General features: G+C 68.1%; 25 protein-coding genes. 14 read left to right on the forward strand and 11 right to left on the reverse strand.

The annotated features are described in order from the left end of the window. Positions 1-161: 161 nt before the first annotated feature. Positions 162-1091 (reverse strand): LysR family transcriptional regulator, encoded by a 930-nt coding sequence (locus AC0CH8_RS08700; RefSeq protein WP_465239526.1) that lies wholly within the window; start codon positions 1089-1091, stop codon positions 162-164. 196 nt (positions 1092-1287) lie between these two features. On the opposite strand from AC0CH8_RS08700, the gene wrbA reads away from it, so the two are divergent. Further along, positions 1288-1890 (forward strand): NAD(P)H:quinone oxidoreductase, encoded by a 603-nt coding sequence (gene wrbA, locus AC0CH8_RS08705; protein WP_204197540.1) that lies wholly within the window; start codon positions 1288-1290, stop codon positions 1888-1890. A gap of 224 nt (positions 1891-2114) precedes the next feature. Here wrbA and AC0CH8_RS08710 read toward each other — a convergent pair whose 3' ends face one another. Further along, the gene (locus AC0CH8_RS08710) at positions 2115-2831 is read right to left on the reverse strand and encodes a M15 family metallopeptidase (RefSeq protein WP_465239527.1); all 717 of its coding nucleotides are present in this window, start codon (positions 2829-2831) and stop codon (positions 2115-2117) included. A gap of 49 nt (positions 2832-2880) precedes the next feature. Between AC0CH8_RS08710 and AC0CH8_RS08715 the strand changes: the two genes are divergently transcribed. From AC0CH8_RS08715 to AC0CH8_RS08730, 4 genes are all read left to right on the forward strand, one after another. Then, positions 2881-3522, forward strand: coding sequence for an RluA family pseudouridine synthase (locus tag AC0CH8_RS08715; RefSeq protein WP_465239528.1), 642 nt, complete (start codon positions 2881-2883; stop codon positions 3520-3522). Further along, the gene (gene arfB, locus AC0CH8_RS08720) at positions 3519-3944 is read left to right on the forward strand and encodes an alternative ribosome rescue aminoacyl-tRNA hydrolase ArfB (RefSeq protein WP_465239529.1); all 426 of its coding nucleotides are present in this window, start codon (positions 3519-3521) and stop codon (positions 3942-3944) included. The genes AC0CH8_RS08715 and arfB overlap by 4 nt, the downstream gene beginning before the upstream one ends. Further along, entirely contained in the window at positions 3944-4441 is a 498-nt protein-coding gene (locus AC0CH8_RS08725; RefSeq protein ID WP_465239530.1) for a GAF domain-containing protein, read from the forward strand. Before arfB ends, AC0CH8_RS08725 begins: the two co-directional genes overlap by 1 nt. Before the next feature lie 109 nt (positions 4442-4550). Next, positions 4551-5603, forward strand: coding sequence for an RcnB family protein (locus tag AC0CH8_RS08730; protein WP_465239531.1), 1053 nt, complete (start codon positions 4551-4553; stop codon positions 5601-5603). A 110-nt stretch (positions 5604-5713) separates the two neighbouring features. Here AC0CH8_RS08730 and AC0CH8_RS08735 read toward each other — a convergent pair whose 3' ends face one another. Next, positions 5714-6988, reverse strand: a complete 1275-nt coding sequence (locus AC0CH8_RS08735; protein WP_465239532.1) for a M20/M25/M40 family metallo-hydrolase — start codon at positions 6986-6988, stop codon at positions 5714-5716. Positions 6989-7098: 110 nt separating this feature from the next. Here AC0CH8_RS08735 and AC0CH8_RS08740 point away from each other — a divergent pair, with 110 nt between their 5' ends. Beyond that, positions 7099-7458, forward strand: a complete 360-nt coding sequence (locus AC0CH8_RS08740) for an exodeoxyribonuclease VII small subunit (protein ID WP_465239533.1) — start codon at positions 7099-7101, stop codon at positions 7456-7458. Positions 7459-7462: 4 nt separating this feature from the next. Here AC0CH8_RS08740 and AC0CH8_RS08745 read toward each other — a convergent pair whose 3' ends face one another. Continuing rightward, positions 7463-7918 (reverse strand): universal stress protein, encoded by a 456-nt coding sequence (locus AC0CH8_RS08745; protein ID WP_204197587.1) that lies wholly within the window; start codon positions 7916-7918, stop codon positions 7463-7465. 135 nt (positions 7919-8053) lie between these two features. On the opposite strand from AC0CH8_RS08745, the gene AC0CH8_RS08750 reads away from it, so the two are divergent. The 7 genes from AC0CH8_RS08750 to AC0CH8_RS08780 all read left to right on the forward strand — a co-directional run bounded on the left by AC0CH8_RS08750 (position 8054) and on the right by AC0CH8_RS08780 (position 14248). Then, entirely contained in the window at positions 8054-9451 is a 1398-nt protein-coding gene (locus tag AC0CH8_RS08750; RefSeq protein ID WP_465239534.1) for a pyruvate dehydrogenase complex dihydrolipoamide acetyltransferase, read from the forward strand. 4 nt (positions 9452-9455) lie between these two features. Continuing rightward, positions 9456-9665, forward strand: a complete 210-nt coding sequence (locus tag AC0CH8_RS08755) for a hypothetical protein (protein ID WP_465239535.1) — start codon at positions 9456-9458, stop codon at positions 9663-9665. A 41-nt stretch (positions 9666-9706) separates the two neighbouring features. Continuing rightward, the gene (locus tag AC0CH8_RS08760; RefSeq protein WP_211534435.1) at positions 9707-10045 is read left to right on the forward strand and encodes an acyl-CoA thioesterase; all 339 of its coding nucleotides are present in this window, start codon (positions 9707-9709) and stop codon (positions 10043-10045) included. Positions 10046-10093: 48 nt separating this feature from the next. Further along, positions 10094-11488 carry a dihydrolipoyl dehydrogenase gene (lpdA, locus tag AC0CH8_RS08765; RefSeq protein ID WP_465239536.1) on the forward strand — a complete coding sequence of 465 codons (1395 nt, stop codon included), beginning with the start codon at positions 10094-10096 and terminating at the stop codon, positions 11486-11488. A gap of 144 nt (positions 11489-11632) precedes the next feature. Continuing rightward, on the forward strand, positions 11633-12721 hold the full coding sequence (locus tag AC0CH8_RS08770; protein WP_465239537.1) for a catalase family protein: 1089 nt from the start codon (positions 11633-11635) through the stop codon (positions 12719-12721). Between the two features lie 46 nt (positions 12722-12767). Next, positions 12768-13532 (forward strand): metallophosphoesterase family protein, encoded by a 765-nt coding sequence (locus AC0CH8_RS08775; protein ID WP_465239538.1) that lies wholly within the window; start codon positions 12768-12770, stop codon positions 13530-13532. A gap of 173 nt (positions 13533-13705) precedes the next feature. Further along, a complete protein-coding gene (locus tag AC0CH8_RS08780) occupies positions 13706-14248 on the forward strand; it encodes a CHAP domain-containing protein (protein WP_465239539.1) in 543 nt (180 codons plus the stop codon). 239 nt (positions 14249-14487) lie between these two features. On the opposite strand, the gene msrB is transcribed toward AC0CH8_RS08780, so the two are convergent. From msrB to AC0CH8_RS08795, 3 genes are read right to left on the reverse strand one after another with little or no spacing between them, the layout of a single operon-like run. Continuing rightward, on the reverse strand, positions 14488-14979 hold the full coding sequence (gene msrB, locus AC0CH8_RS08785; protein ID WP_465239540.1) for a peptide-methionine (R)-S-oxide reductase MsrB: 492 nt from the start codon (positions 14977-14979) through the stop codon (positions 14488-14490). Beyond that, positions 14979-16202, reverse strand: a complete 1224-nt coding sequence (locus AC0CH8_RS08790; RefSeq protein WP_465239541.1) for an ABC transporter permease — start codon at positions 16200-16202, stop codon at positions 14979-14981. The genes msrB and AC0CH8_RS08790 overlap by 1 nt, the downstream gene beginning before the upstream one ends. Further along, positions 16199-17113, reverse strand: a complete 915-nt coding sequence (locus AC0CH8_RS08795; RefSeq protein ID WP_465239542.1) for an ABC transporter ATP-binding protein — start codon at positions 17111-17113, stop codon at positions 16199-16201. The genes AC0CH8_RS08790 and AC0CH8_RS08795 overlap by 4 nt, the downstream gene beginning before the upstream one ends. Before the next feature lie 53 nt (positions 17114-17166). Here AC0CH8_RS08795 and queG point away from each other — a divergent pair, with 53 nt between their 5' ends. Further along, on the forward strand, positions 17167-18210 hold the full coding sequence (queG, locus tag AC0CH8_RS08800) for a tRNA epoxyqueuosine(34) reductase QueG (RefSeq protein WP_465239598.1): 1044 nt from the start codon (positions 17167-17169) through the stop codon (positions 18208-18210). A gap of 62 nt (positions 18211-18272) precedes the next feature. Here the strand turns inward: queG and AC0CH8_RS08805 are convergent, their stop codons facing one another. The 4 genes from AC0CH8_RS08805 to AC0CH8_RS08820 form a co-directional block, all read right to left on the reverse strand. Continuing rightward, positions 18273-18653 (reverse strand): DUF3597 domain-containing protein, encoded by a 381-nt coding sequence (locus AC0CH8_RS08805; RefSeq protein WP_465239543.1) that lies wholly within the window; start codon positions 18651-18653, stop codon positions 18273-18275. Between the two features lie 64 nt (positions 18654-18717). Beyond that, positions 18718-19221 (reverse strand): N-acetyltransferase family protein, encoded by a 504-nt coding sequence (locus AC0CH8_RS08810; protein WP_465239544.1) that lies wholly within the window; start codon positions 19219-19221, stop codon positions 18718-18720. A gap of 31 nt (positions 19222-19252) precedes the next feature. Further along, positions 19253-20833 (reverse strand): efflux transporter outer membrane subunit, encoded by a 1581-nt coding sequence (locus AC0CH8_RS08815; RefSeq protein WP_465239545.1) that lies wholly within the window; start codon positions 20831-20833, stop codon positions 19253-19255. Then, on the reverse strand, positions 20830-24138 hold the full coding sequence (locus AC0CH8_RS08820; RefSeq protein ID WP_465239546.1) for a multidrug efflux RND transporter permease subunit: 3309 nt from the start codon (positions 24136-24138) through the stop codon (positions 20830-20832). The genes AC0CH8_RS08815 and AC0CH8_RS08820 overlap by 4 nt, the downstream gene beginning before the upstream one ends. Between the last annotated feature and the right edge of the window lie 6 nt (positions 24139-24144).

A 24144-nucleotide genomic window follows, 5' to 3' on the forward strand; every position in this document is an offset into this window, starting at 1 on the left:
GTCATGCCGGGATCGTCCCGGCAACCACGGTCCCGCAAGCCTCTTTGCGTTTGAGTGTGCCGCGCGGTGGATGCCGGGATGAGCCCGGCATGACGAATGGTGTTGCGCCACCGTGCTCCCGCCTTCGCTGGAGCACGGGGCAGGGTCGGGTGACAGGTGCATCATCCCGCCGACTCTCGCAGATCGTCGGAGTGTAGGACAGGCGCGGTGCGCAAGCGTTCGGTCAGGAAGGCGATCAGCGCCTCGACGCGGGCGGGGCGGAGGGCGCTGGGGGGCGTCAGCAGGTGGAGCGCGGTGGCGCTGGGCGACCAGTCCTTGAGGATCGGGACGAGGGCGCCCGTCGCGAGATGCGCGCCGATGATGAACTCCGGCAGCCGCGAAATGCCGAGCCCGGCGAGCAGCGACGGCACGAGCGCATCGCCGCTGTTCGCCATCAACGGCCCGGCGGTGCGGATGCTGAGGTCCGCGCCGTCCGGTCCGCGGAAGCGCCACGGACCGGGCAAATTGGCATAGCCAAGCACGCGATGGCGACCGAGATCGGTCGGGGTCAGCGGTTCGCCATATTGCTCCAGATAGGCGGGGGCGGCGATGATGTGCGCCTGGATCGCGCAGAGCCGGCGGGCACGCAGCGAACTGTCCGCGAGGTCGCCGATGCGCAGCGCCACGTCGAACCCCTCCGCGACGATGTCGACGCGCGAGTCGGATAGATGCAATTCGATTTCGATTGCCGGGTGCGCGGCGAGGAATTCCGCGACGATCGGCGCGATGTTGGTCAGCCCGAAGCTCATCGGCGCGGCGAGTCGGATGCGGCCGGCGGGGGCCGCGGCGGCGCTGCGTGCGGCTTCCTCGGCGGCGGTCGCTTCCGCAACGATCCGCCGGGCGTGATCGGCGAGGGGGCGGCCCGACTCGGTCAGTGCGAGCCGGCGCGAGGTGCGATGGAACAGCGACTGGTCCAGATGCGCCTCCAGCCGGGCGACAGCTTTCGACACGGTCGCCTTGCTGAGGCCGATCGCGTCGGCCGCGCCGCTGAACGAGCGATGTTCCGCGACGGCGGCGAAGATGGCCCACGCTTCCAGATCGGGTAGTCTCATCGGTCCTGCTCCCCGCGATCGCTCGGCTCTCTCCGGAGCGCTTTAGGTTACTAACATGCGAAACGATCGTTTTCTATCGTTTCCATTTACGCGATGCAGGCGACGCCTATCTTGGCGACATCGACCCGTTCCTTTTCCCCGTGTCGGGTCGTTCGTCCCCGACGCTGCCGTTCCCATCCTTCTGGAGTTTAGCCGCATGACCAAGGTTCTGGTGCTGTATTATTCGTCCTACGGCCATATCGAGCAGATGGCGGACGCGGTCGCCGAGGGTGCGCGCGCGGGTGGGGCCGAGGTCGACATCCGCCGCGTCGCCGAGACCGCGCCGAAGGATGTCGTTGAGGCGGCGCACTTCAAGACCGACACCGCGCATCCCGAGATCGAGGGTCCCGACGCGCTGACGCAGTATGACGCGATCATCGTCGGCGCGCCGACCCGCTATGGCCGGATGCCGGCGCAGATGGCGGCGTTCTGGGATACGACGGGCGGTCTGTGGTTTCAGGGCAAGCTGATCGGCAAGGTCGGCGGCGCCTTCACCTCCACCGCCAGCCAGCATGGCGGGCAGGAGACGACGCTGTTCTCGATCATCACCAACCTGCTGCATCACGGCATGACGATCGTCGGCCTGGATTACGGATATCAGGGCCAGATGGGCGTCGACGAGGTGAAGGGCGGCACGCCGTACGGCGCGTCGACGCTGGCGGATGGCGATGGCTCGCGCCAGCCGAGTGCGGTGGAACTGGACGGCGCGCGCTATCAGGGCAAGCGGATCGCGGAGACGGCGGCGAAGCTGTTCGGATGATGTGATTTTCTCCCTCCCCGGCGAGGGGAGGGTGGGGGTGGGGTGGAGCCTTGGCCGTGTGGCCTGCGGCGCCGCCCTCCCCCAACCCCTCCCCGAGGGGAGGGGAGTTAGAAGAACTTGCCGGGGCGCTCCGAAGGCGTGACGGAGGGGTAGCTGCTGGCAGTGTCGCTCGTGGCTGCCCCTCCACCGCTTCGTGGTCCCCCTCCCCGTGAACGGGGAGGATTTTAGCGTTTGCGCTTTTTCTTTTTGTCCGCCTTCACCACTTCCCGGACCGGTGCATTCGGTTGGCCGGTCAGGACGATCTTCAGCGGCTCGGCAATGCCGGGGTCGGCGGGGAACGCCGCGCGCGCCTTGGCGAAGAGGAAGCGGGCCTGGGCGGCACCGGGGGTTGCGCGGGTCGTGCCGACCCAGCGCCAGTGCCACGGCTCCCATTTTACGCGCTGCGCATTGCCGGCGGGGAAGCTCATCTCGAACCCGAAGCGCGGGGCGTTGGCGATCAGCCATTTCGCCGCGGGCAGATTGGCCATGCATGCCTCGATGTCGGGGCAATTGGGCGAGGGGCGGATCGCGAAGTCGATCGCATAACCGGTGGTATGCTCGCTATGGCCGGGTGGTGCGACGGAGATCGACCGGCTTTCGGCATCGCCCTCGCCGCCGGTTCGGAACACGCCACTCTGACGCTGAATCGAGCGGTGGCAGGACAGGCCGCGCAGGGTGCCGCCGACGCTCGGGTCGCTGGCGGCGGCCATCAGCAGGCGTTGCAGGTCGGGCAGCACGTCGCGGCGGATGCGGCAGGCGTGAATGCCGAAACCGGTCGGGGCATCGACCAGTTCGCCGGGCGCGACGTCGCCGTAGGGGAAATGGCCGAGGACGCGGCCGTCCGGGGTGGGCGCCAGAGCCGGGTTTGGCGCGGTGGCCTGGAGCAGGAGCATCAGCAGCATCGCGCGCGCCCTCTGGCATGGCGGGCGCGGCGGTGGCAAGGAGCGCGGCATGCATGGTGACCACGTCCTGTTCATCGACGGCGAAGCCCTCGTCATCGACAAGCCCGCCGGACTGCCGGTCGACAAGCCGCGCGACGGCTCGCTGAGTCTCGAAAACCACCTCGAATCGCTGAAGTTCGGCTTCCGGCGCTGGCCGACCGCGGTGCACCGGTTGGACCGGGATACCAGCGGATGCCTGTTGCTGGCGCGCAATCCCAAGGCGGGGGCGCGGTTCCAGCAGGCGTTCGAGGCGGGCAGCGTCGAGAAACGCTACCTCGCGGTGCTGGAAGGCGTGATCGAGGGCGAGGGGCTGATCGACCTGCCGCTGGCGAAGGTGTCGAGCGCGGAGGCGGGCTGGCGGATGGTCGGCGATTCGGGCGGCAAGGCATCGCGGACGAAGTGGCGGGGGCTGGCGACACGTGACGGGCGCAGCCTGGTCGAGTTCCGTCCCGAGACGGGCCGGACCCACCAGATCCGCGTGCATGCCGCGACCGGTCTGGGTGCGGCGGTGGTCGGCGACCCGGTCTATGGGCGCGCGGATCGGCTGGGGATGATGCTGCATGCCGCCGAACTGACGGTCGCGAGGCCGGGCAAGGATCCGATCCACGCCATCGCGCCGTTGCCGGAGCGCTTTGCGGGTTGGGAGCCGTGACCGCCATTCCCGTCACCCGCAGCATCGCCATCGACGACGGCGAGTTGCAGGAGACGGCGACGCGGGCGGGCGGGCCCGGTGGGCAGCACGTCAACACTACCGACAGTGCGGTGATCCTGAAGTTCGACGTGGCGAACTCGCCGAACCTGCCGGACGCGGTGAAGATGCGGCTGGCGGAGCTGGCGGGATCGCGGATGACGCGCGATGGCGTGCTGGTGTTGCGCGGCGAGGGATCGCGGTCGCAACTGCTCAACCGGCAGGAGGTGCGCGAACGCTTGATCGCGCTGATCCGCGACGCCACCTTCGTGCCCAAGAAGCGGCGGCCGACCAAGCCGTCCAAGGCCGCCAAGGCGCGGCGAGTCGAGGGCAAGGTAAAGCGTGCGGGCGTCAAGGCGGGCCGCGGGCGGGTGAAGGTGGATTGATGTATTCGTTCGATGTTTCCAACGGTTCGAAGGCGGAGTTGTATCGCGACCTGACGGCGGCGATCGATGCACTGACGGCTGGGGAGCCGGATTCGATCGCCAATATGGCGAACGCGGCGGCGGTGATCTGGCAATATCTGCCGGACCTGAACTGGGCGGGTTTCTATCGCATGGTGGACGGCGAACTGGTGCTGGGGCCGTTCCAGGGCAAGGCGGCGTGCATCCGCATCGCGGTGGGCAAGGGCGTTTGCGGCACCGCCGCGGCCACGGGCGAGACGCAACTGGTCGAGGACGTGCATGCGTTCCCGGGCCACATCGCCTGCGACGCGGCGAGCCGGTCCGAACTGGTGGTGCCGCTGGTCAGGGACGGCGTGGTGCTGGGCGTGCTCGACCTCGACAGCCCGGAGCCGGCGCGGTTCGATGCGGAGGACGCGAAGGGATGCGAGGCGCTGGCGGCGCTGCTCGTCGAGCGGCTGTCGCCGACGCCTGTGGACTGATCCAGATCGGGACTGGACGCGCGCTGGCAGGTGCGGTGGGCCGATGGTAGATCGTGGACGAACGGAGTCCGCGTGGGCGGCTTCCACGGTTTGATCGGGGAGACGGCCCATGCGCGCGATTGCGGGTGCTGGAATGATCGCGGGGATGCTCGTCGCCGCGGGTGCGGCCGACGCGCAGCGGGCGGGGTCCGCGGGTGCATCCTACCCGGTGCCGGGGCGGGCGGCGATGCCTGCCGCTCCCGTGCGGGCCATGCCTTCTGCTCCCGCACGTCCGATCGTCGCGGCGCAGCGGGGGACGACGATGCGGGCCGGCCCGCGCTGGCAGATGCGGCAAGGGCGTTGGGCGGCGGGCTGGAACGCGCCGGGCGGATGGAACGGCTATCGCCGGCCCTATGCCGGCTGGGCGCTGCCGCCCTATTGGGTGCAGCCGGGTTTCGCGCTGGGCAATTGGTCGGCGTACGGGTTGGCGCAGCCGCGGGCGGGCTATCGCTGGTCGCGCTATTATGACGATGCGGTGCTGATCGATGCGCGGGGATCGGTCTACGACACGGTCGGTGGAATCGACTGGGACCATTATGACGGCGGTAGTTACGAGATGGCGGGCGACCGTGGTCCCCCGCCGCCGTATCCGCCCGCGCGCCGCGATACGCGGACCGGCGACAACGGCCTGGGCGGGGCGGCGATCGGTGCGGTGGCCGGTGGCGTTGCGGGCAACGTGATCGCGGGTCGCGGCAACCGGTTGGGCGGAACGCTGATCGGTGCGGGCGTCGGTGCGGCGGCGGGCTATGCGATCGATAAGGGCGAAGATCGCGGCCGCGAGCCGGACGGTTATGCGTATCGCGACGACCGTAGTCATGACGACGGAGGTTACGAACGGCGCGGCTATGACGATCGCGGCTATGGCGCAGCCTATCCGCCGCCGCCCGTTGCGCACGGCTATGGCGGTGGCGAGCATTGGGTGTCGCAGGATGGGCACACGGTTGTGACGACGGGCGGCGGGGCCGATTATTATGGCGGCGGCGGCACCACGACGACGGTGACGGTGCAAAGCGCGCCGGTGGTCACGACCACGACAACGACCGAATATTACGAGGATGCGCCGCGGCGGACGTGGCATGCCAAGCGTCGGGTCAAGAGCAAGGCACTGTGCTGCCGGCGTTGACTTGTCGCCCGGCATCGCGCGCCGGCGCACGGGAATCTGCCGCTTGATCCGGACATACGGCGGGCGTCGCGGGTGTCAGTTCCAAGGCGCAGTGCTGCGGTGTGGCGACATCACCGTGCCGTTTCCCTTCCCGCGAACGTGACGAGGCTTTCCGATCCGTCCGCCGCCACCGCGGAGACGCCCACGAAATGGTCGTCGACCGGCACCTGCGCCAAGTTCGTTTCCGTGCCCGTGACATCGCGGGTCTGCGTCCAGTCGGCCGTGTCGTTGCGCCGCCAGCGCACGCGGTAGCGCACCGCGCCCGGCGATGCGGCCCAGCGGACGATCGTGTCGCGCGACAGATCGCCCTTCAAACTCGCGCTGGCGGGTGCGGGCGGGGCGGCGGCGAGGCGGGCGAGGGTGGCGATGTTGAGCGCGGTGACCTTCGCCAGATAGGCGAAATCCATCCGGTCGACGGTGTCGCCGTAGACCGTGCCGCCCTCCGTGCGCAGGTCCTGATGCTGTGCGTCCCAATTCTCGTTGGCGACGGAGAAGCGAACGGCGGGGTAGCCGAGCTTGAGGAACGGCTCGTGATCGCCGCCGCGGCCGAAGCGGTCGGGGCGGCGGTCGAGCATCACGCCGATCCCGCCACGATCCGCCGCCGCGATGTCGCCGATCGCTTTCGCCAGGGCGCGGCTGGGGCCGTCGTCCTCGCCGCCGATCGCGCGGCGGGCCTGTTGCTGGGCGAGGTCCTCGGACGAGCGGATGCCTTCGGAAAAGACGCGGACGTAGCGGTCCTCGCGCTTGCCGCCCTGACCCACGGCGTTGCCGACGATGTCGTTGTTGAGCATCGCGGTGACATCCCAGCCGCGCGCCTTCGCGGTGTCGGCGAGCAGCGATGCGCCCCACAGGCCCTGTTCCTCGCCGGAGAAGACGGCGTAGACGATCGTGGCATCGAACTTGCGCTTCGATAGTTGGCGGGCAGCCTCCAGCACCAGCGCCACGCCGGAGGCATCGTCGTTCGCGCCGGGGGCGTCGCTCGTCGTGTCCATCACATCGGTGACGCGGCTGTCGATGTGTGCGCCGACGATCACGACGCGGTTCGGATCGCGGCCGGGCTGGATGCCGAGCACGTCCTCCACCACGACGCCGCTCGGCGCGCGCGGACCGGAGACGCGGCGGGAGATGCGATCGACGGTGACGCAGCCGCCGCACGCGCGCGCGATCGCGGCGAATTGCTGCGCGGTCCAGTCGCGCGCCGCGCCGATGCCGCGCCGCGGGTCGGTGGTGGTGCTGGCGGTGTGGCGCGTGCCGAACCCGACCAGTGCCTCGACATCGGCGCGGAGGCGGGCGGGTGCGGCAGGAGCAGGCGCGGCGGCGGCAGTGGCCAGGAGCATCAGGATCATGGCCGCGATCCTAAGCCGGTGCAGCGACCGGGTTCAAGCGATGTCACCCAAAGCGGTTCGGTTACCGGCGGTTAACCGCTGGTGGGCAGGCCGAGAGGCGGAGACACGCCATGCATACGATTACCGTCAAGCCCGACCACGGCATGGTCGAGGTCACCGTCGAAGGGTTCTGGACGAGCGACCATCTCCGCGTGTTCGCAGGGGAGTTGCTGGCGGCGTTGCAGGCAGCGACGGCTGGCGGGCGATCCTCGATCGTGCTGTGCGATTACACGCGCGCGGCGATCCAGTCGCAGGAGGTGGTCGCCGCGTTGCAGGCGTTCATGGCGAACCCGCCGATCCGCTCCCGCAAGGTCGCGTTGTTCACCAAGGGCATGCTGGCGCGGCAACAGGCGCGGCGACTGGCGGCGACGCGGGACGAGATCCGCGTCTTCGACGATCGTGCTGCGGCATTGGCGTGGCTGGAGGCCTGAGCGCCTAGCTCAACCGATCGATCTGTTCGCTGGTCAGCGAACCCGGCACGATCATCACCGGCACGCTGAGCGCACCCGCATCGGCCCCCGTAAAGTGCGTGACGAGCGCGCCGGGGGCGCCGGTCGCCGCGGCGCCCAGCACCAGGGCGGCGATGTCGGGATTGGCCGCGATCATCTCGCGAATGACCTTCGGACCCTCGCCGCCGCGCACGGTGATCGCGGGCTTCAGGCCGGATTCCTCGACCAGCGCGCCGGCGGCCTGTTCGACGAGACCCTCTGCGTGGTGCAGGGCCTCTTCCTCGATCGTCGCCTGCACGCCGCCGAACGCGATGAATTCCTGCGGTGGCAGCAGCGTCAGGATTTCGACCCCGCCGCCGGTCTTCACGGCGCGGCGTGCGGCGAAGCGCAGGGCGATCGCCGCTTCGGGCGTATCGTCGATCACGACCAGATAGATACGCATCGTGAACTCCCGTCCGTGGCCCCTCTTATGCGGTACGGTGTGGCGCGCCGGGGGGCGGAGCGCAAGCCGCCGGCCTTGACCCGGCGGCGTTGGGGCGCGAGAGACGATGACGTTACGGAGAGCCCGAGGACCTGCATGTCGATCGAGATCAAAATGCCCGCCCTGTCGCCGACGATGGAGGAGGGCACGCTGGCCAAGTGGCTCGTCAAGGAAGGCGATACCGTCAAGTCCGGCGACATCATGGCCGAGATCGAAACCGACAAGGCGACGATGGAGTTCGAGGCGGTTGACGAGGGCGTGATCGCCAAGATCGTCATCGCCGAAGGTACCGACAATGTGAAGGTCGGTGCGGTGATCGCCGTGCTGGCCGAGGAGGGCGAGGACGCTTCCTCCGTGTCCGCACCGACGAAAAGCGAGACACCGCAGCCCACGGACCCGCAGTTCAAGGGCGCGCCGAACCCCGAAGATCCGAACAAGACCGGTAGCGAGGCCAAGCCCGCCGATCGCACGATCACGCAGGCCGAGGATCACGGCCGTCCTGCCGATGCGGGCACGGCGAAGGCTGGCGCCGCGTCGTCGGGAGCGCCTGTGTCGTCGGGAGCGCCTGCGTCGTCGGGAGGGGGTGGCCGGACCAAGGCGAGCCCGCTCGCGCGCCGGATCGCGGCCGAGAAGGGTATCGACCTCGCCGGTCTCAGCGGGTCCGGACCGAACGGTCGCGTGGTGAAGGCCGACGTCGAGGGCGCGAAGCTCGGTGCAGCAGCACCTGCGCCCGCTGCTGCGGCTGCGCCGGTGGCCGAGGCCGCCGCACCTGCGCCCGCGCCGAAGCCCGCCGCCGTGCCGGACATCCCGCACGAGGCGACCAAGCTCTCGAACATGCGCAAGACGATCGCGCGCCGCCTGACCGAATCGAAGCAGACGGTGCCGCACATCTACCTGACGGTGGATATCCGCCTCGACGCGCTGCTGAAGCTGCGTGGCGAGCTGAACGCGTCATTGGCGTCGCGAGGAGTCAAGCTGTCGGTCAACGACATGCTGGTGAAGGCGCTGGGCGTCGCGCTGATCGCGGTGCCGAAGTGCAACGTGATGTTCACGCCGGACCAGCTCATCAGCTTCTCGCGCGCCGATATCTCGGTCGCGGTGTCGACGCCGTCGGGTTTGATCACGCCGATCGTGAAGGACGCCGCGGGCAAGACGCTGTCGGCGATCTCCACCGAGGTGAAGGACCTGGCCGGTCGCGCCAAGGAGAACAAGCTGAAGCCCGAGGAATTCCAGGGCGGCACCGCGTCGATCAGCAACATGGGCATGTTCGGGATCAAGCAGTTCGAGGCGGTCATCAACCCGCCGCAGGGCATGATCATGGCGATCGGCGCGGGCGAGCAGCGTCCATACGTGATCGACGGCGAACTCGGCATCGCGACGGTGATGTCGGCGACCGGCAGCTTCGACCACCGCGCAATTGATGGCGCTGACGGCGCAGAGCTGATGAAGGCGTTCAAGGAATTGATCGAGACGCCGCTGGGCATGCTGGCCTGACCCGATGCGCGTGGCGGTGGAGCTGTTGCACCTTGCGATCGGCCTCGTCACCGTCGTGGCGCTGACGGGGCTGGCCGCCTGGGCCTATCCGTTGGGCCGGGAGGAGATCTGGTGGTGCGGCGGCGGCGCGACGCTGGCGCTGCTGATCGACAGCATCCGCCCGCTGCGCCGCGCCCGCCGCGCCGATGTGGGCCGACAGGGAGCGACGCGGTGACGATACTGCCGGACCAGACGCCGACGATCCGCGTCGCGGCGATGCCGGGCGATGCGAATCCCTATGGCGACATCTTCGGCGGCTGGCTGATGGGCCAGATGGACTTGGCCGCAGGGTCGGTGGCGTCGCGCCATTCGGGCGGACGCGCGGTGACGATCGCGGTCGACGCGATGAAGTTTCACGCGCCGGTGTTGGTCGGCGACGAGGTGTCGGTCTACGCTACGCTGGTCGCGGTCGGGAATACGTCGATGACGATCGAGGTCGAGGCCTGGCGGCGCGCGCGCCATGTCGAAGAGGCGTGCAAGGTCACGCAGGCGCGTTTCGTGTTCGTCGCCACCGACGAGGAGCGTCGTCCGCGCAAGGTGCCGGGGTTGGCCTAGAGCCGCCCGCGCCGCATATTCTGTTTTGCTATTCCCCAGGAGCTATCCGTGGCTGAAACCTACGACCTCATCATTCTCGGCTCGGGGCCGGGCGGCTATGTCGCGGCGATCCGGGCGTCGCAGCTCGGGCTGAAGACCGCGATCGTGGAGCGTGAGCGACTGGGCGGTATCTGCCTCAACTGGGGCTGTATTCCGACCAAGGCGCTGCTGCGGACGTCGGAAATCTACCACTACATGCAGCACGCCGATTCCTACGGTCTCAGCGCGAGCAACGTCGGGTTCGATCTGGGCAAGATCGTCGATCGTTCGCGCAAGGTCGCAGGCCAGCTGAATGCGGGCGTCAAGGGCCTGATGAAGAAGAACAAGGTCGCGGTGCACGAGGGCTTCGGCACGCTGACCGCGCCGGGCAAGCTGTCGGTGAAGCAGGGCGACAAGACGGTCGAGCTGGAGGCGAAGAACATCATCGTCGCCACCGGTGCGCGCGCCCGCGACCTGCCGTTCGCCAAGGCGGACGGCAAGCGCGTTTGGACGTACCGCCACGCGATGGTGCCGACCGAGATGCCGACCAAGCTGCTGGTCATCGGATCGGGCGCGATCGGCGTGGAGTTCGCCAGCTTCTACAACGACATGGGCGCGGACGTGACGATCGTGGAGATGCTGCCCCGCATCCTGCCGGTCGAGGATGAGGAAGTCTCCGCGTTCATGGACAAGGCGCTGACCAAGCAGGGGATCAAGATCCTGACCGGCGTGGGCGTCGAGAAGATCGAACCGGGTGCGGCGAACGTGAAGGCGTCGATCAAGGGCAAGGACGGCAAGGTCGAGACGACCGAGTTCAGCCACGTCATCGTCGCGATCGGTATCGTGCCGAATACGGAGAATATCGGGCTGGAGGCGCTGGGCGTCGAAACCGACCGCGGGCACATCAAGACCGACGGTTATGGCCAGACCAACGTACCGGGCATCTGGGCGATCGGCGACGTGACCGGCGCACCGTGGCTGGCACACAAGGCGAGCCACGAGGGCGTGATCGCCGCGGAGAAGATCGCCGGCGGATCGCCGCATCAGATGGACAAGGGCAACATCCCCGGCTGCACCTATTCGCGTCCGCAGGTCGCCAGCGTCGGCATGACCGAGGCGAAGGCGAAGGAGGCCGGGTACGAGCTGAAGGTCGGCAAATTCCCCTTCATCGGCAACGGCAAGGCGATCGCGCTGGGCGAGGCCGAGGGCTTCGTGAAGACGGTATTCGACGCCAAGACGGGCGAATTGCTCGGCGCGCACATGGTCGGCGCGGAAGTGACCGAGCTGATTCAGGGCTATGTCGTCGCGCGCCAGCTCGAGACGACCGAGGCGGAGCTGATGGAAACCGTCTTCGCGCATCCGACGCTGAGCGAGATGATGCACGAGAGCGTGCTGGGTGCGTACGGCCGGGCGATCCATATCTGAGTCGGCTGCTCCCCTCCCTTGAGGTGGGGAGACGTTTTCGAGCGACCCTTTCCCACCCATTCCTCCCCATGCAGGCGAGGAATGGGTGGGAACGCGGCGTTGTACCGGCGGGTTAACGGGCGGAGATCACAGGAGATCACCGTCATGCCCGCACCGATCCGCTACGACCCGTCCGTCGAAATCGTGAAGCCGGACGAGGCGGAGACGATCGGGCAGCTCAACGAGTCGTTCCGCCACATTCTGGACACCACGTCGAAAGACTATGGCCACGCCGTCCGCGCGGTGCACGCCAAGGCGCATGGGATCGCGAAGGGCGTGTTCCGCGTCCACTCCGGCTTGCCGCCCGAACTGGCGCAGGGACTGTTCGCGACGCCGGGCGAGCATGAGGCGATCCTGCGCATCTCCACCAATCCGGGCGACCTGCTGGACGATTCGATCGGCCTGCCGCGTGGGCTGGCGCTGAAGGTCCTGAACGTCGAGGGCGAGCGGTTGCCGGGGTCTGAGGGCGACACGACGCAGGACTTCATCATGGTCAATGGACCGGTGTTCAGCGCTCCCGACGCTGCCGCCTTCGCGAAGAACCTGAAGCTATTGGCCGCGACGACCGACAAGGCGGAGGGCGGCAAGAAGCTGCTCTCCGGTATACTGCGGGCGATCGAAGCGCCGCTTGAGGCGATCGGCCTTCCATCGGCGACGTTGCAGCAACTGGGCGGTGCGCCGAACGTGCATCCGCTGGGCGAGACATATTGGTCGCAGACGCCGTTCCGTTACGGCGACCATATCGCCAACTTCCAGATCGTGCCGGTCAGCCCCGCGCTGACGCAGCTGACGGGTGACACGGTGTCGACGCACGACCGGCCCGACGCGCTGCGCGAGGTGGTGAACGAGGTGCTGGTGTCGCAGGGCGGCACGTGGGAGTTTCGCGTGCAGCTCAATACCGATCTCGACACCATGCCGGTCGAGGACCCGACCGAGGAATGGGACGCGAAGACGAGCCCGTTCGTCACGGTCGCTACGCTCGAAGTGCCGCCGCAGCACAGCTGGGAACATGGCGGATCCGACGCGGTCGACGATGCGCTGTCGTACAGCATCTGGCACGGGATCGCGGCGCACCGTCCGCTCGGCAACGTCAACCGCGCGCGCAAGGACACCTACGCCTTTTCCGCCGACTATCGCGGACGCTTCAACGGTTGTCCGATCCATCAGCCGCGCGCATTGGCCGACCTGCCATGACGCGGGCGGCCTTGACGCAGGCCCTGGGGCCGGGGAAACGCCGGGGATGATCAGGCTCTTTCACGTCAGCGATGTTCATTTCGGCAAGGAGGACAAGGCCGCGGTCGCCTGGTTCACCGAACTCGTTGCGACAGAGAAGCCGGACGCGGTCATCATGACCGGCGACCTGACGATGCGGGCGCGCACGAAGGAGTTCGTGGAGGGCGGTGCGTGGCTGAAAGGCCTCGCCGCGCCGGTGACGCTGGAGGTCGGCAACCACGACATTCCCTATTACTGGGACCCGATCCGGCGCTTCATCGCGCCCTATACGCGCTACGCCGCGGTCGAGCGGATGATCGAGAAGCCGCTGGAATTGCACGGCGTGACGATCGTGCCGCTGAAGACGACGGCGCGCGCGCAGTGGCGGTGGAACTGGTCGAAGGGGCGCGTCAGCCAAAGCTCGCTGCGCCGCGCACTGGCGCTGATCGAGGACGCGCCGAAGGAGAATCTGATCTTTATCGCCGCGCATCATCCGCTGATCGAGGGACCGACCAAGGGCACGGCGAAGACCGCGCGCGGCGAGGAGGCGTTGAGCGAACTGGCGGCGGCGGGCGCGCATGCCGTGCTGACGGGCCACGTCCACGATCCGTTCGACATCCCCGTCGAACGCGCGGGGCGCGTCATCCGCATGATCGGCGCGGGCACGCTGTCGGTGCGGACGCGCAACAGCCCACCGGGCTTCAACGAGATCCGGATCGACGGCACGCAGTTCGAAACGCTGGCACGAACGCACGGGCCGGAGCCGGTTCACCGCGTCGGCAATCCGGGCTGAGCACCCGAAACCGGCCGATGATGGGTGATTCAACGACAGCATGACTCCCCCAATCGGGGGCTGGCCCCCCCGATGAAACGTTTCGTCGGATAAGGTTCCCGGCGATATTCCAAAAATAAACCTTTGCCCGTAGCCGAGACTCACACCGATTGAGACCGGGGGGTCTGACGACCATGATCAAGAGTTTTGCAGCGCGTTTTGCGCTGGTGTTTTCGTGCGGCCTGATGATGGCCACTCCGGCTGCGGCACAATTCTGGCAGTGCGCGCCCTATGCTCGCGAAATCTCGGGCATCGATATTCACGGTAACGCCAACACCTGGTGGAATCAGGCGGACGGCAAGTACGAGCGTGGCCATGTGCCGCAGCCGGGCGCTGTGCTGGCCTTCGACTCCACGCGTCGGATGCGCGTCGGCCATGTCGCGATGGTGTCGCGCGTGGTCAGCGAGCGCGAGGTGCTGCTGACCCATGCCAACTGGTCGCGGCGCGGTGCCGTCGAGACGAACGTGCGCGCGGTCGACGTGTCGGCAGCAGGCGACTGGAGCCAGGTGCGCGTATGGTATGGTCCGCAGGGCGGGCTGGGCACGTCGAGCTACCCGGTGAAGGGGTTCATCTATTCGGGCCACGCGCCGACGACCGATGCGGAGCCGGCGGTCGAATACCCCCACGGTGCCGATCGCGAGACGCGGGTGCTGGCGTTCGTGGGGAAGATGGACTGAGTTCTCGAAGTAGGCGCTCCCCGTGAAGGGAATCATCGCAGGAAATTTTTACCTGTCAGCAAGCCACCACCCCGGAGAAGGCCGGGGACCAGTTAGGCTCCGTCTTCAGTAGGCTACAGCGGACACCCGAACTGAACCCCGGCCTTCGCCGGGGTGGTAGAAGAGATGGCTCCGTAACGATCCCCTGAGGGAAAGGGGAGGAAGTCCCCTGAACTTGGCTATATCGGGTCGATTGCGGCTCAGGCCGCCCGGAACGTCATCGCGACGCCGTTCATGCAGTACCGCTTGCCGGTCGGTTTCGGTCCGTCGTCGAAGACATGGCCCAGATGCCCGCCGCAGCGCGAACAATGCACCTCCGTCCGCTGCATCATCATCGAACCGTCGACGCGCGTGCCGACCGCTTTCGGCAACGGTGCCCAGAAGCTGGGCCAGCCGGTGCCGCTGTCGAACTTCGTCTTCGACGCGAACAGCGGTTGCGCGCAGCCTTTGCAGCCGAAGGTGCCGGCGCGGTGCTCGTCGTTCAGCGGGCTGGTAAACGGTACTTCGGTCCCCTCCTTGCGGAGCACGCGGTACGCGGCGGGGCCGAGCTTCGCCTGCCACTGCGCATCGGTCATCGTCACCGGATAGCGCTCGGCCGCCTGCGCCTGCTGCTTGCAGCCGAACAGCGCGAAAGCAGCGGTGCCGAGGCCGGCAAGGCCGAGGAAGGTGCGACGATCGGAGGGGGTTTGCATCACCCCGATATAGGGGCGGCCCGTGAACGCCGCCAGAACGGGGTGCTGCCCGACTGCAGCACGCCGCGCCGGAACAGTCGTGCCCCCGTCCAGATGAACAGCGCGACCCACAGCAACTGCCAGACCAATGCCAGCGCATGCGGCCACAGCGTCGCCGAATTGGCCGCACGGCCCGCCATCGCGAAGGGCGACGAGAGCGGGAAGACTTCCGCTACGCGCGCCACCCAGCTTTCCGGATGCCGCGCCGCCGCCGAGGCGAGCGCGAACATCCCGACCTGGACGATCGTGATCGGCAGCGACAGCATCTGGATCTCGCGCTGCGACGACGCCTGCGCGCCGATGCCGAGGAACACCGAGCCGAGCAGCAGATAGGCGAGCGAGAAATAGGCCGCGAACAGCAGCGCGAAGGTCGGCGCGCCGATCGCGGGGGCGAGATCGCCGATCGCCTGCGCGGCGGTCGGTGGTAGCCACTGGCCGAGCGACAGCAGCACGGCGCCCCAGAAGCCGACGAAGAGCACCGCGACGCCGAACATGCCGACCAGCTTGCCCGCGAACACCGCCTCCAGCGGAACGGCGGCGGCCAGCACCTCGATCACCTTGGTGTTGCGTTCCTCGGCCATCGTGCCGACGACCTGCCCCGCCAGGAACAGCGTCAGGAAGAAGATGCCGAACACGGCGATGAAACCCGACTGGTGCTGGCCGCCGATCGAGGCGCGGGCGCGGATAGCCTCGTGGCGGGTGGCGACGATGCGGGGGGCGTCGGCGGACAAGGTCGCCTGCGCCAGCGCCTCCAGATACGGGGCGGTGTAGCGGTCGGTGGCGGGGACGAGCAGTTGCGGCCGCGTCAGGTTGCCATAGAGAACGCCATCGACGTCGAAGCGCGTGTCGTCGATCGCCGCACGCGCCTGCTTCCCCGGATCGGCGGTGGGTGCGACGATGCTGAGTGTGGACGGCCGGAAGTCGCGGGGGAACATCGCGCGCAGGCGCTTGTCCTGCGCGATCATCGCCGGGGCGACCTGCGCCGGGACGATCGCGACGATCCGCGCCTTGTCGGCGACGCCGTCGCCCATGCTCGCGGCGCCGATGCCGCCGATCGCGCTGATCGATCCGATCAGGACGGGGGCGAACAGGAACAGCAGGAACACGGGCGTGTAGACCGTGGCGACGAAATCGCGGCGGGCGATCGTCAGCGCCTGACGGACGGCGTGGCGGAACCTGTTCATGCCGCATCCCCCGGCTGCTGGCCGACGATCCTGACGAACGCGTCGTGCAGGCCGGGGCGTTCGATCGTCAGGCCGGCGATGCCATAGCCTGCCTCGATTAGGGGCACGAGCAGCGGCTCTATGCCGCCGTCCGGCAACTGGAAACGCCACGCGCTGCCGTCCGCCACCGCGTCGGAGGGCAGCAATTGTACGATCGCCGGCGCGGGGTGATGGGGTACGTAGCGGACGCGGCTGGGCAGGGTGGCGCGGGCGTCGTCCACGGTACCCTCGAACCGGCGACGCCCGCCCGCGATGATCGCCAGCCGATCGCACAGGCGTTCGGCATGCGCCATGATGTGGGTGGAGAACAGGATCGTCGCGCCGCGGTCCCGCTCTGCGAGGATCAGCGCTTCGAGCTTTTCCTGATTGACGGGGTCGAGGCCGGAGAACGGCTCGTCGAGGACGATCAGGTCGGGCCGGTGGACGACCGAGCCGAGCAACTGCACGAGCTGCGCCATGCCCTTGGACAGCTTGCGAATCTTCTCGTCGGCGGCATGGCCCAGGCCCGCCTCCTCCAGCATCGTCACGGCGCGGCGGCGCCCCTCCGCCCAGTCGAGCCCGCGCAGTGCGCCCATGAACGCGATCGCCTCCTTGGCCTTCATCGCGGGATACAGTCCGCGTTCTTCGGGCAGATAGCCGACGCGGTCGCTCGCCTCGCGTGGGTTGATATGGCCGAGCAGCGTGCGATGGCCCCCGTCCGGCTCGATGATGCCCAGCAGCATGCGCAGCGTCGTGGTCTTGCCCGCACCGTTCGGGCCGAGCACGCCGTAGATCGAGCCCGCTGGCACCGACAGGTCGACGCCGTCGACCACGCGACGTTGCTCGTACCGCTTCACAAGATGCTCGGCGGTGACCGCCCGTTCGTCCGCCATGCTTCCTCCCGCCGGGGCGGTCGTGGTAGCGGGGAGGGGTGGCGCAAGACAAGCTGGAAGACCGGATCAAGGCGAAAGCAGCCGAACTCGGCTTCGCGGCGTGCGGTATCGCGCGCGCCGATGCCGCGCCGCGCGCCGGCGAACGGCTGCGCGAGTGGCTGGAACAGGGCCGGCACGGGGACATGATCTGGATGGAGGAGCGCGCACACCACCGCGTCTCGCCCGCCGGTCTGTGGCCGGATGTGCGCAGCGTCGTGTCGCTGGGCATGAGCTATGCACCTGGCCGCGATCCGCTGGCGCTGGCAGACGCGGGGGAGCGGGGGCGCGTGTCGGTCTATGCGCAGGGCGGCGATTACCACGACGTCGTCAAGAAGGCGCTGAAAGCGCTCGGGCGGTGGCTGGCGCAGGAGGCGGCCAATTTGGGAGAAGGATGCGATCTCAAGGTGTTCGTCGACACCGCGCCGGTCATGGAGAAACCGCTGGCGGAGGCGGCGGGGATCGGGTGGCAGGGCAAGCATACGAACCTCGTCAGCCGCGAGCATGGCAGCTGGCTGTTCCTCGGCGCGATCTACACGACGCTGGAACTGATGCCCGATGCGGCGGGGCGCGACCGCTGCGGATCGTGTGACGCCTGCCAGCGGGCGTGCCCCACCGATGCGTTTCCTGGGCCGTATCAACTGGATGCGCGGCGCTGCATCTCGTATTTGACGATCGAGCATTCGGGACCGATCCCGGAGGAGTTCCGGGCGGGGATCGGCAACCGCATCTATGGCTGCGACGATTGTCTGGCGGTGTGCCCGTGGAACAAGTTCGCGGATGCGGCGGCGGCGAACATGGCCTTTATCGGGCGCGCGGAACTCGCCGCCCCGGAACTGGCCGACCTGCTGGCTTTGGACGATGCGGGGTTCAGGCAGGTGTTCTCGGGATCGCCGATCAAGCGCATCGGCCGCGACCGGATGGTTCGCAATGCGGCGATCGCGGCGGGAAATAGTGGGGCGGCGGGCCTACGACCTGCGTTGGTGCCGCTGTTGGAGGATGCCTCCCCCGTGGTGCGCGAGGCGGTGGGGTGGGCGTTGGGACGGCTGGCGGATAGCTGAGCCCCGTCGCTGAAATACCGTATCGCGAGCGTAGCTTCGCCACGCTCGCAATGACGGGGGCCTTACTGCCCGGTGCGGATACGCTCCATCACGCGCTTGTGGAGCCAGATGTTCATCTCCGCCGAACCATCCTTCTGACCCTCGTAGCCCAGCTCGGTCGCGAGAGTCTTCCGGTTGTCGAGGCTGGGGTCCATGCCGATCAGCTTCATCAGGTCGACGATCGACGATTTGTAGTTGAGGTCGGGATCGCCCTTCGCGTGGTAGATCTTCTCGAGCGCGGCGTCGGCGTCGATCGTCTTCGGTGCGGCGGGAGCCGGAGCCGGCGCGGGTGCGGCAGCCGCGGGCGCTGGTGCCGCGGCAGGGGTCGGCGTCGGCGCGGGCTTCGCCTCGGCGGCGGCGGGGTGGCCGAAGATCGCGTCCTTGATCGAACCGAAGATACTCATGGCGACGTGATCCTTTTCGTTGAACTCCAGCGCCTAACGTCGGGCCGCGCGGATCGGGTCCGGGTCAGCCGCCGATCGTGCACGCGAGGATTGCCAGATCGTGTGCGGTGCCGGACTGGTCGCGGACGTGCGCCTGCAGCAGCGCCTCCTGATGGAACCCGACGCTCTCCAGCAGGGTGCGCGATCCGGCTTGGTCGACCGTCATCGATGCGGTCAGCTTGGACAGGCCGTGCGCGGCGGCGGCGGCGAAGACCGCCTCCACCAGATCGCGGCCGAGCCCATGGCCGCGGCGGTCGGCCATGACGAGCAGGCGGACCTCGCCGACATGCGCGCTCCACCCGTGCGGATCGCGGAGCAGCGCGGCGCTGCCGACGATGATGCCGTCCTCCGCCTCCGCAAGAAAGCTGTCGATCCAGCCGGCCTCGATCGCCTCCAGCCACGCCTCGATCACGCGTGGCTGACGCAGGTCGCGGCCGAGGAACAGCAGGTCATGCTCGGGCAGGCTGTTCGCGAACGCGAGCATCGCGTCGCGATCGGCGGGGCGGAAGCGGCGGATGACATGGTTCATGTCCCGACCCTCCCCCCGCCGGCGGATGACGTCAAGGCGTCGTGGCGGTCCTCGGCTCCGTCGACGGGGCGAGCAGACGCGGACCGTCGGCCGTAGCCTCCAGCGTCGAGTCGCCGCCGAGCACGCGGTAGAGCGTGACGCGGTTCGATGCGGCGGTCAGCTGCGTCGCGACGAACTGGCGTTGCGCGGTGTAGAAGGACCGCTGCGCATCCAACGTGTTGAGGAACGGCGAAATGCCGCCCCGATACGATGCCTCGGTCAGGCGCAGCGTGTCGGCGGCGGCGGCGGCGAAGCGGCGATTGGCGCTCAACTGCTGGTCGATCGTACCCTGCCGCGCGAGCGCGTCGGCGGTTTCCCGGAACGCGCTCTGGATCGCGCGTTCGTAGGTGGCGAGCGCCGCATCGCGCTGTGCCTGGCTGAAGACGACGCCGGCTCGACCGGCACCGGCGCGGAAGATCGGGTAGCCGACGTTCGGCGCGACCGAATAGGTGAAGCTGTCGCCCTTGAAGAGCGACGATAGCGCGTTCGATGCGAAGCCGACCAGTCCGGTGAGCGAGATGTTCGGGAACAGCGCCGCGCGCGCTGCGCCGATTTCCGCATTGGTCGCGCGCAGTTCATACTCCGCCTGCACCACGTCGGGGCGGCGGAGCAGGATCTGGGAGTCCAGCCCCGCGGGCAGCGCGGCCACGGTGGCGGATGCCTCGTCCAGCGTCGTCGGTAGCAGTGCCGGATCGACCGGGGCGCCGACCAGCAATTGCAGCGCATTGGCGTCCTGCGCCACCGCCGTCCGCTGAAGCGCGAGATCACTTTCGGCGGTGGCGAGGATCTGTTCCGCCTGCGCCACGTCGGTACGCGGGGCGATGCCGCCGCGCAGACGTGCGCGGGTAAGCACGACGGAGCGCTGCGCCGATGTCGCGGTGTCCTGCGCGATCCGGAGCAGGCTCTGGTCCGCGGCATAGGTCAGCCACGCATCGGCGATGTCGCCGACCAGCGTCAGGCGGGTGGCGCGGGCGGCGGCTTCGGTCGCGAAATAACGGTCGAGCGCGGCGCGGGTCAGGCTGCGCACCCGGCCGAACAGATCGACCTCGAACGCGGTGATGCCCAGCCCGACCGAAAACGCACTGCCGCCACCCGAGCTGGTGATGATCGTGCCGGTGCCACCGGTCCCCGTGCCCCCCGTACCGGTGCCGCCGGTGCCGCCGGTGCCGTTCCCGCCCGTACCACCGTTCCCGCCGGTGCCGCCCCCGGCCGTCGTGGTCGCGCCGCGACCGCCGCCGGAATAGGTGTAGCGACCGGTCGCGTCGATCTGCGGGAACAGGTCGGCGCGCTGCACGCGGTATTGCGACCGTGCCGCCTGGATATTCGCGGCGGCGATGCGCAGGTCGCGGTTGTTGACCAGCGCCTGCTCGATCAGCGTCTGGAGCCGACGATCGGTGAATACCGCGGGAAAGCTGACCGACGGCAGCGCCGCCTCGGTCTGGCGCAGATACGCGTCGCCGACCGGCCAGGATTGCGGCGTTGGCAGTTCGGGGCGGATATATTTCGGCGCGAGGCTGCAACCGGACAGAACCGTCGCAGCGAGCGCCACGGAGAGGATCGGCTTACGCATCATGCGGGCTCCGGCCGGTGCGGCCCCTGGACTTCGGGCGGGCCATAGGGTTCGCCGTCATCGTTGTCGCCATCCCTGCCGTGACCATTCCTACCGTGCCCGTCATCACCCTGGAAGCCGGTCGGGCGACCGCGCAATTTGGCGATACCGTCACGCACGCCGCGGCGCACGAGGACGAAGAACAGCGGGATGTAGAAGATCGCGAGGAAGGTCGCCGACAACATGCCGCCGATCACCGCCGTACCGATTGCGATGCGGCTGTTCGCGCCCGCGCCGGTGGAGATGGCGAGCGGCAGCACGCCGAAGATGAACGCGAACGACGTCATCAGGATCGGGCGGAGTCGGATCTTCGCCGCTTGCAACGCGGCGTCGATGACGCGTGCGCCCTTGCGCTCCGCCTGTTCCGCGAACTCGATCATCAGGATCGCATTCTTCGCGGCGAGGCCCATCGTCGTCAGCAGACCGATCTGCAAGTACACGTCGTTGGTCAGCCCACGCAGCGTGACGAACGCGATCGCGCCGATTAGGCCGAGCGGAATGATCAGCAGCACCGCGAACGGGATCGACCAGCTTTCGTACAGCGCCGCGAGGCACAGGAACACGACGAGGATCGACAGGCCGTACAGGATCGGCGCCTGACCGGAGGACACGTCCTCCTGAAACGACAGGCCCGCCAGCGCGACCGACGTGCCGGGGATCTGCCCGGCGAGGCGGCGCATCGTCTCCAGCGCCTGACCCGAACTTTGCCCCGGTGCCGCCGAACCCTGGAATTCGAAACTCTGGATGCCGTTAAAGCGCGACAGCGACACCGGCGCCTTTTCCCAGGTCGTCGTCGCGAAGGACGAGAAGGGGGCCATCTGGCCGTTCGCGCCGCGCACGAACCACTGGTTGATGTCCTCCGGCTTCGACCGGAATGGAGCGTCGCCCTGCACGAAGACGCGCTTCACGCGGCCACGGTCGAGGAAGTCGTTGACGTACTGACCGCCCCACGCGGTCGACAGCGTCGAGTTCACCGTCGTCTGCGTCAGGCCCAGCGTCGACAGCTTCTGCGGATCGACGTTGACCTTGACGTTGGGCACGTCGGGCAGTTCCGTCAGGCGCACGCCGGCCAATGTCGGCTCGCCGGAAGCGGCGGCGAGCAGCTTGTCGCGCGCTTCCTCGAACTTGGCGAGGCTCATGCCGCTGGTGTTCTGAAGCTCGATCGTGAAGCCGTTCGACTGGCCGAGGCCGCGGACGGCGGGCGGGACCAGCGCATAGACCTGCGCATCGCGAAGACCGGCGAACGCGGCGGACGCGCGTTGCGTGATCGCGTCGGCGGAATTGTCCTTGCCCTCCCGCAGCGACCAGTCCTTCAGCGCCACGAAGCCGAGACCGGTATTCTGGCCGCCGGGCGCGCCGCCGCCGCCGATGCCGCTGACCGAGAAGGCGGTCGCGACGTTCGACCCTTCGTTCTTGACGAAGTAGTTCTCGACTTCCTTCTGGACCTCGAACGTGCGGTTCTGGGTCGATCCGGGGGGCAGCTGGAACTGGACGATCGCGATGCCCTGATCCTCGGTCGGCAGGAAGCCGGTGGGCATGCGCATGAACAGCACCGCGAGCAGCACGACGACACCGGCATAGATACCGAGCCACAGCCACTTCGCCGCGATGATCTTCTTGATCGCATCGACGTAGCGGTCCGACGTGCGGTCGAACCAGTTATTGAAATTGTCGCGGGCACGGGCGAAGAAATGCGCGACCTTCGGGTATTTACGGCCCAACCAGCCACCCTCTATCGGGTCGCCATTCTCGTCCTTGGCGTGCTTCTGCTTCAGCAGCGTCGTGGTCAGTGCGGGCGACAGCACCAGCGCGACGACGACCGACAGGACCATCGCCGACACGATCGTCAGCGAAAACTGGCGATAGATGACGCCGGTCGATCCGCCGAAGAACGCCATCGGCAGGAACACCGCCGACAGGACGAGCGCGATCGCGACCAGCGCGACGGTGATCTCGTCCATCGACTGGATCGTCGCCTCGCGCGGCGACATCTCCGGATTTTCCTCGAGCAGGCGCTCAACATTCTCGACGACGACGATCGCGTCGTCGACCAGCAGGCCGATCGCGAGCACCAGACCGAACAGCGTCAGCGTGTTGATCGAGAACCCGGCGAGGTAGAACACGCCGAACGTGCCGAGCAGCACGACGGGCACCGCGATCGTCGGGATCAGCGTCGCACGCCAACTTTGCAGGAACACGAACATCACGATGACGACGAGGATCACCGCCTCGATCAGGGTCTTCACGACCTCCTCGATCGACAGCTTGATGAACTCGGTGGAGTCGTTGACGAAGGTATATTCGTAACCGGGCGGGAAGTTCTTCGCCGCGGCCTCGACCTGCGCCTTGACCAGCTCGGCGGTTTTCAGCGCGTCGGCACCGGGGGCGAGCAGCACGGCGATACCCGCGCCGGGATGCTGGTTGATGCGGCTGCGGGCGGCGTAATTCTCAGCACCCAGCTCGACCCAGCCGACGTCCGACACGCGCACGGCCGCGCCGTTTGTCGTCGTCTTCAGGATGATGTTGCGGAACTGCTCGGGCGTCTGGAGGCGGCTCTGCGCGGTGACGACGGCGTTCAGATACTGCTTGTCGGACGACGGCTGCCCGCCGATCTCGCCCGCCGCGACTTCGGTGTTCTGCGCCTGCACGGCGGCGACCACGTCGGCGGGGATGAGCTGGAAGCTGTTGAGCTTGTTCGGGTCGAGCCAGATCCGCATCGCATATTGCGAACCGAACACGTTGGTGTCGCCGACGCCGGCGGTGCGGCCCAACGGGTCCTGCAAGGTCGAGGTCAGGTAATCCGACACGTCTCGGTTGGTCGAACGGTCGGTGGAATCGTACACGGCGGCGATCAGCAGGAAGTCCGGGTTCGACTTGCGGACGATCAGGCCCTGCTGCTGCACCTGTTGCGGCAGGCGGGCGAGCGCCTGCTGAACCTGATTCTGGACCTGAACCTGCGCGATGTCGGGATCGACGCTCTTGTCGAACGTGCAGGTGATCGTCACCTGACCGCGGCTGGACGAGGACGACTGGAAGTACAGCAGCCCGTCGATGCCGGTCAGCGTCTGCTCGACCACCTGCGTGACGGCGTTCTGCAACGTCTGCGCATTCGCGCCCGGATAGGTGGCGCGGATCGACACCTGCGGCGGCGCGACGTCGGGATATTGCGCGATCGGCAGCCCGAGGATCGCGCCGGCCCCGCCGAGCATGATGATGATCGCGATCACCCACGCGAAGATCGGGCGATCGATGAAGATGCGACTGATCATGAGGGG

It is taken from the genome of Sphingomonas sp. AC435 (genome assembly GCF_979253005.1).

Excerpts from the sequence above, each read along its gene's own strand:
- AC0CH8_RS08760 (WP_211534435.1), top strand. The coding sequence starts at position 9,707 with ATGCCGGGCGATGCGAATCCCTATGGCGACATCTTCGGCGGCTGGCTG.
- AC0CH8_RS08815 (WP_465239545.1), bottom strand. The coding sequence starts at position 20,833 with ATGATGCGTAAGCCGATCCTCTCCGTGGCGCTCGCTGCGACGGTTCTG.
- wrbA (WP_204197540.1), top strand. The coding sequence starts at position 1,288 with ATGACCAAGGTTCTGGTGCTGTATTATTCGTCCTACGGCCATATCGAG.
- AC0CH8_RS08715 (WP_465239528.1), top strand. The coding sequence starts at position 2,881 with ATGCATGGTGACCACGTCCTGTTCATCGACGGCGAAGCCCTCGTCATC.
- AC0CH8_RS08810 (WP_465239544.1), bottom strand. The coding sequence starts at position 19,221 with ATGAACCATGTCATCCGCCGCTTCCGCCCCGCCGATCGCGACGCGATG.
- AC0CH8_RS08745 (WP_204197587.1), bottom strand. The coding sequence starts at position 7,918 with ATGCGTATCTATCTGGTCGTGATCGACGATACGCCCGAAGCGGCGATC.
- AC0CH8_RS08700 (WP_465239526.1), bottom strand. The coding sequence starts at position 1,091 with ATGAGACTACCCGATCTGGAAGCGTGGGCCATCTTCGCCGCCGTCGCG.
- AC0CH8_RS08795 (WP_465239542.1), bottom strand. The coding sequence starts at position 17,113 with ATGGCGGACGAACGGGCGGTCACCGCCGAGCATCTTGTGAAGCGGTAC.
- AC0CH8_RS08755 (WP_465239535.1), top strand. The coding sequence starts at position 9,456 with ATGCGCGTGGCGGTGGAGCTGTTGCACCTTGCGATCGGCCTCGTCACC.
- AC0CH8_RS08820 (WP_465239546.1), bottom strand. The coding sequence starts at position 24,138 with ATGATCAGTCGCATCTTCATCGATCGCCCGATCTTCGCGTGGGTGATC.
- AC0CH8_RS08780 (WP_465239539.1), top strand. The coding sequence starts at position 13,706 with ATGATCAAGAGTTTTGCAGCGCGTTTTGCGCTGGTGTTTTCGTGCGGC.
- AC0CH8_RS08770 (WP_465239537.1), top strand. The coding sequence starts at position 11,633 with ATGCCCGCACCGATCCGCTACGACCCGTCCGTCGAAATCGTGAAGCCG.
- AC0CH8_RS08750 (WP_465239534.1), top strand. The coding sequence starts at position 8,054 with ATGTCGATCGAGATCAAAATGCCCGCCCTGTCGCCGACGATGGAGGAG.
- AC0CH8_RS08710 (WP_465239527.1), bottom strand. The coding sequence starts at position 2,831 with ATGCTGCTGATGCTCCTGCTCCAGGCCACCGCGCCAAACCCGGCTCTG.
- AC0CH8_RS08725 (WP_465239530.1), top strand. The coding sequence starts at position 3,944 with ATGTATTCGTTCGATGTTTCCAACGGTTCGAAGGCGGAGTTGTATCGC.
- AC0CH8_RS08740 (WP_465239533.1), top strand. The coding sequence starts at position 7,099 with ATGCATACGATTACCGTCAAGCCCGACCACGGCATGGTCGAGGTCACC.
- AC0CH8_RS08775 (WP_465239538.1), top strand. The coding sequence starts at position 12,768 with ATGATCAGGCTCTTTCACGTCAGCGATGTTCATTTCGGCAAGGAGGAC.
- AC0CH8_RS08805 (WP_465239543.1), bottom strand. The coding sequence starts at position 18,653 with ATGAGTATCTTCGGTTCGATCAAGGACGCGATCTTCGGCCACCCCGCC.
- AC0CH8_RS08730 (WP_465239531.1), top strand. The coding sequence starts at position 4,551 with ATGCGCGCGATTGCGGGTGCTGGAATGATCGCGGGGATGCTCGTCGCC.
- AC0CH8_RS08790 (WP_465239541.1), bottom strand. The coding sequence starts at position 16,202 with ATGAACAGGTTCCGCCACGCCGTCCGTCAGGCGCTGACGATCGCCCGC.
- msrB (WP_465239540.1), bottom strand. The coding sequence starts at position 14,979 with ATGCAAACCCCCTCCGATCGTCGCACCTTCCTCGGCCTTGCCGGCCTC.
- AC0CH8_RS08735 (WP_465239532.1), bottom strand. The coding sequence starts at position 6,988 with ATGATCCTGATGCTCCTGGCCACTGCCGCCGCCGCGCCTGCTCCTGCC.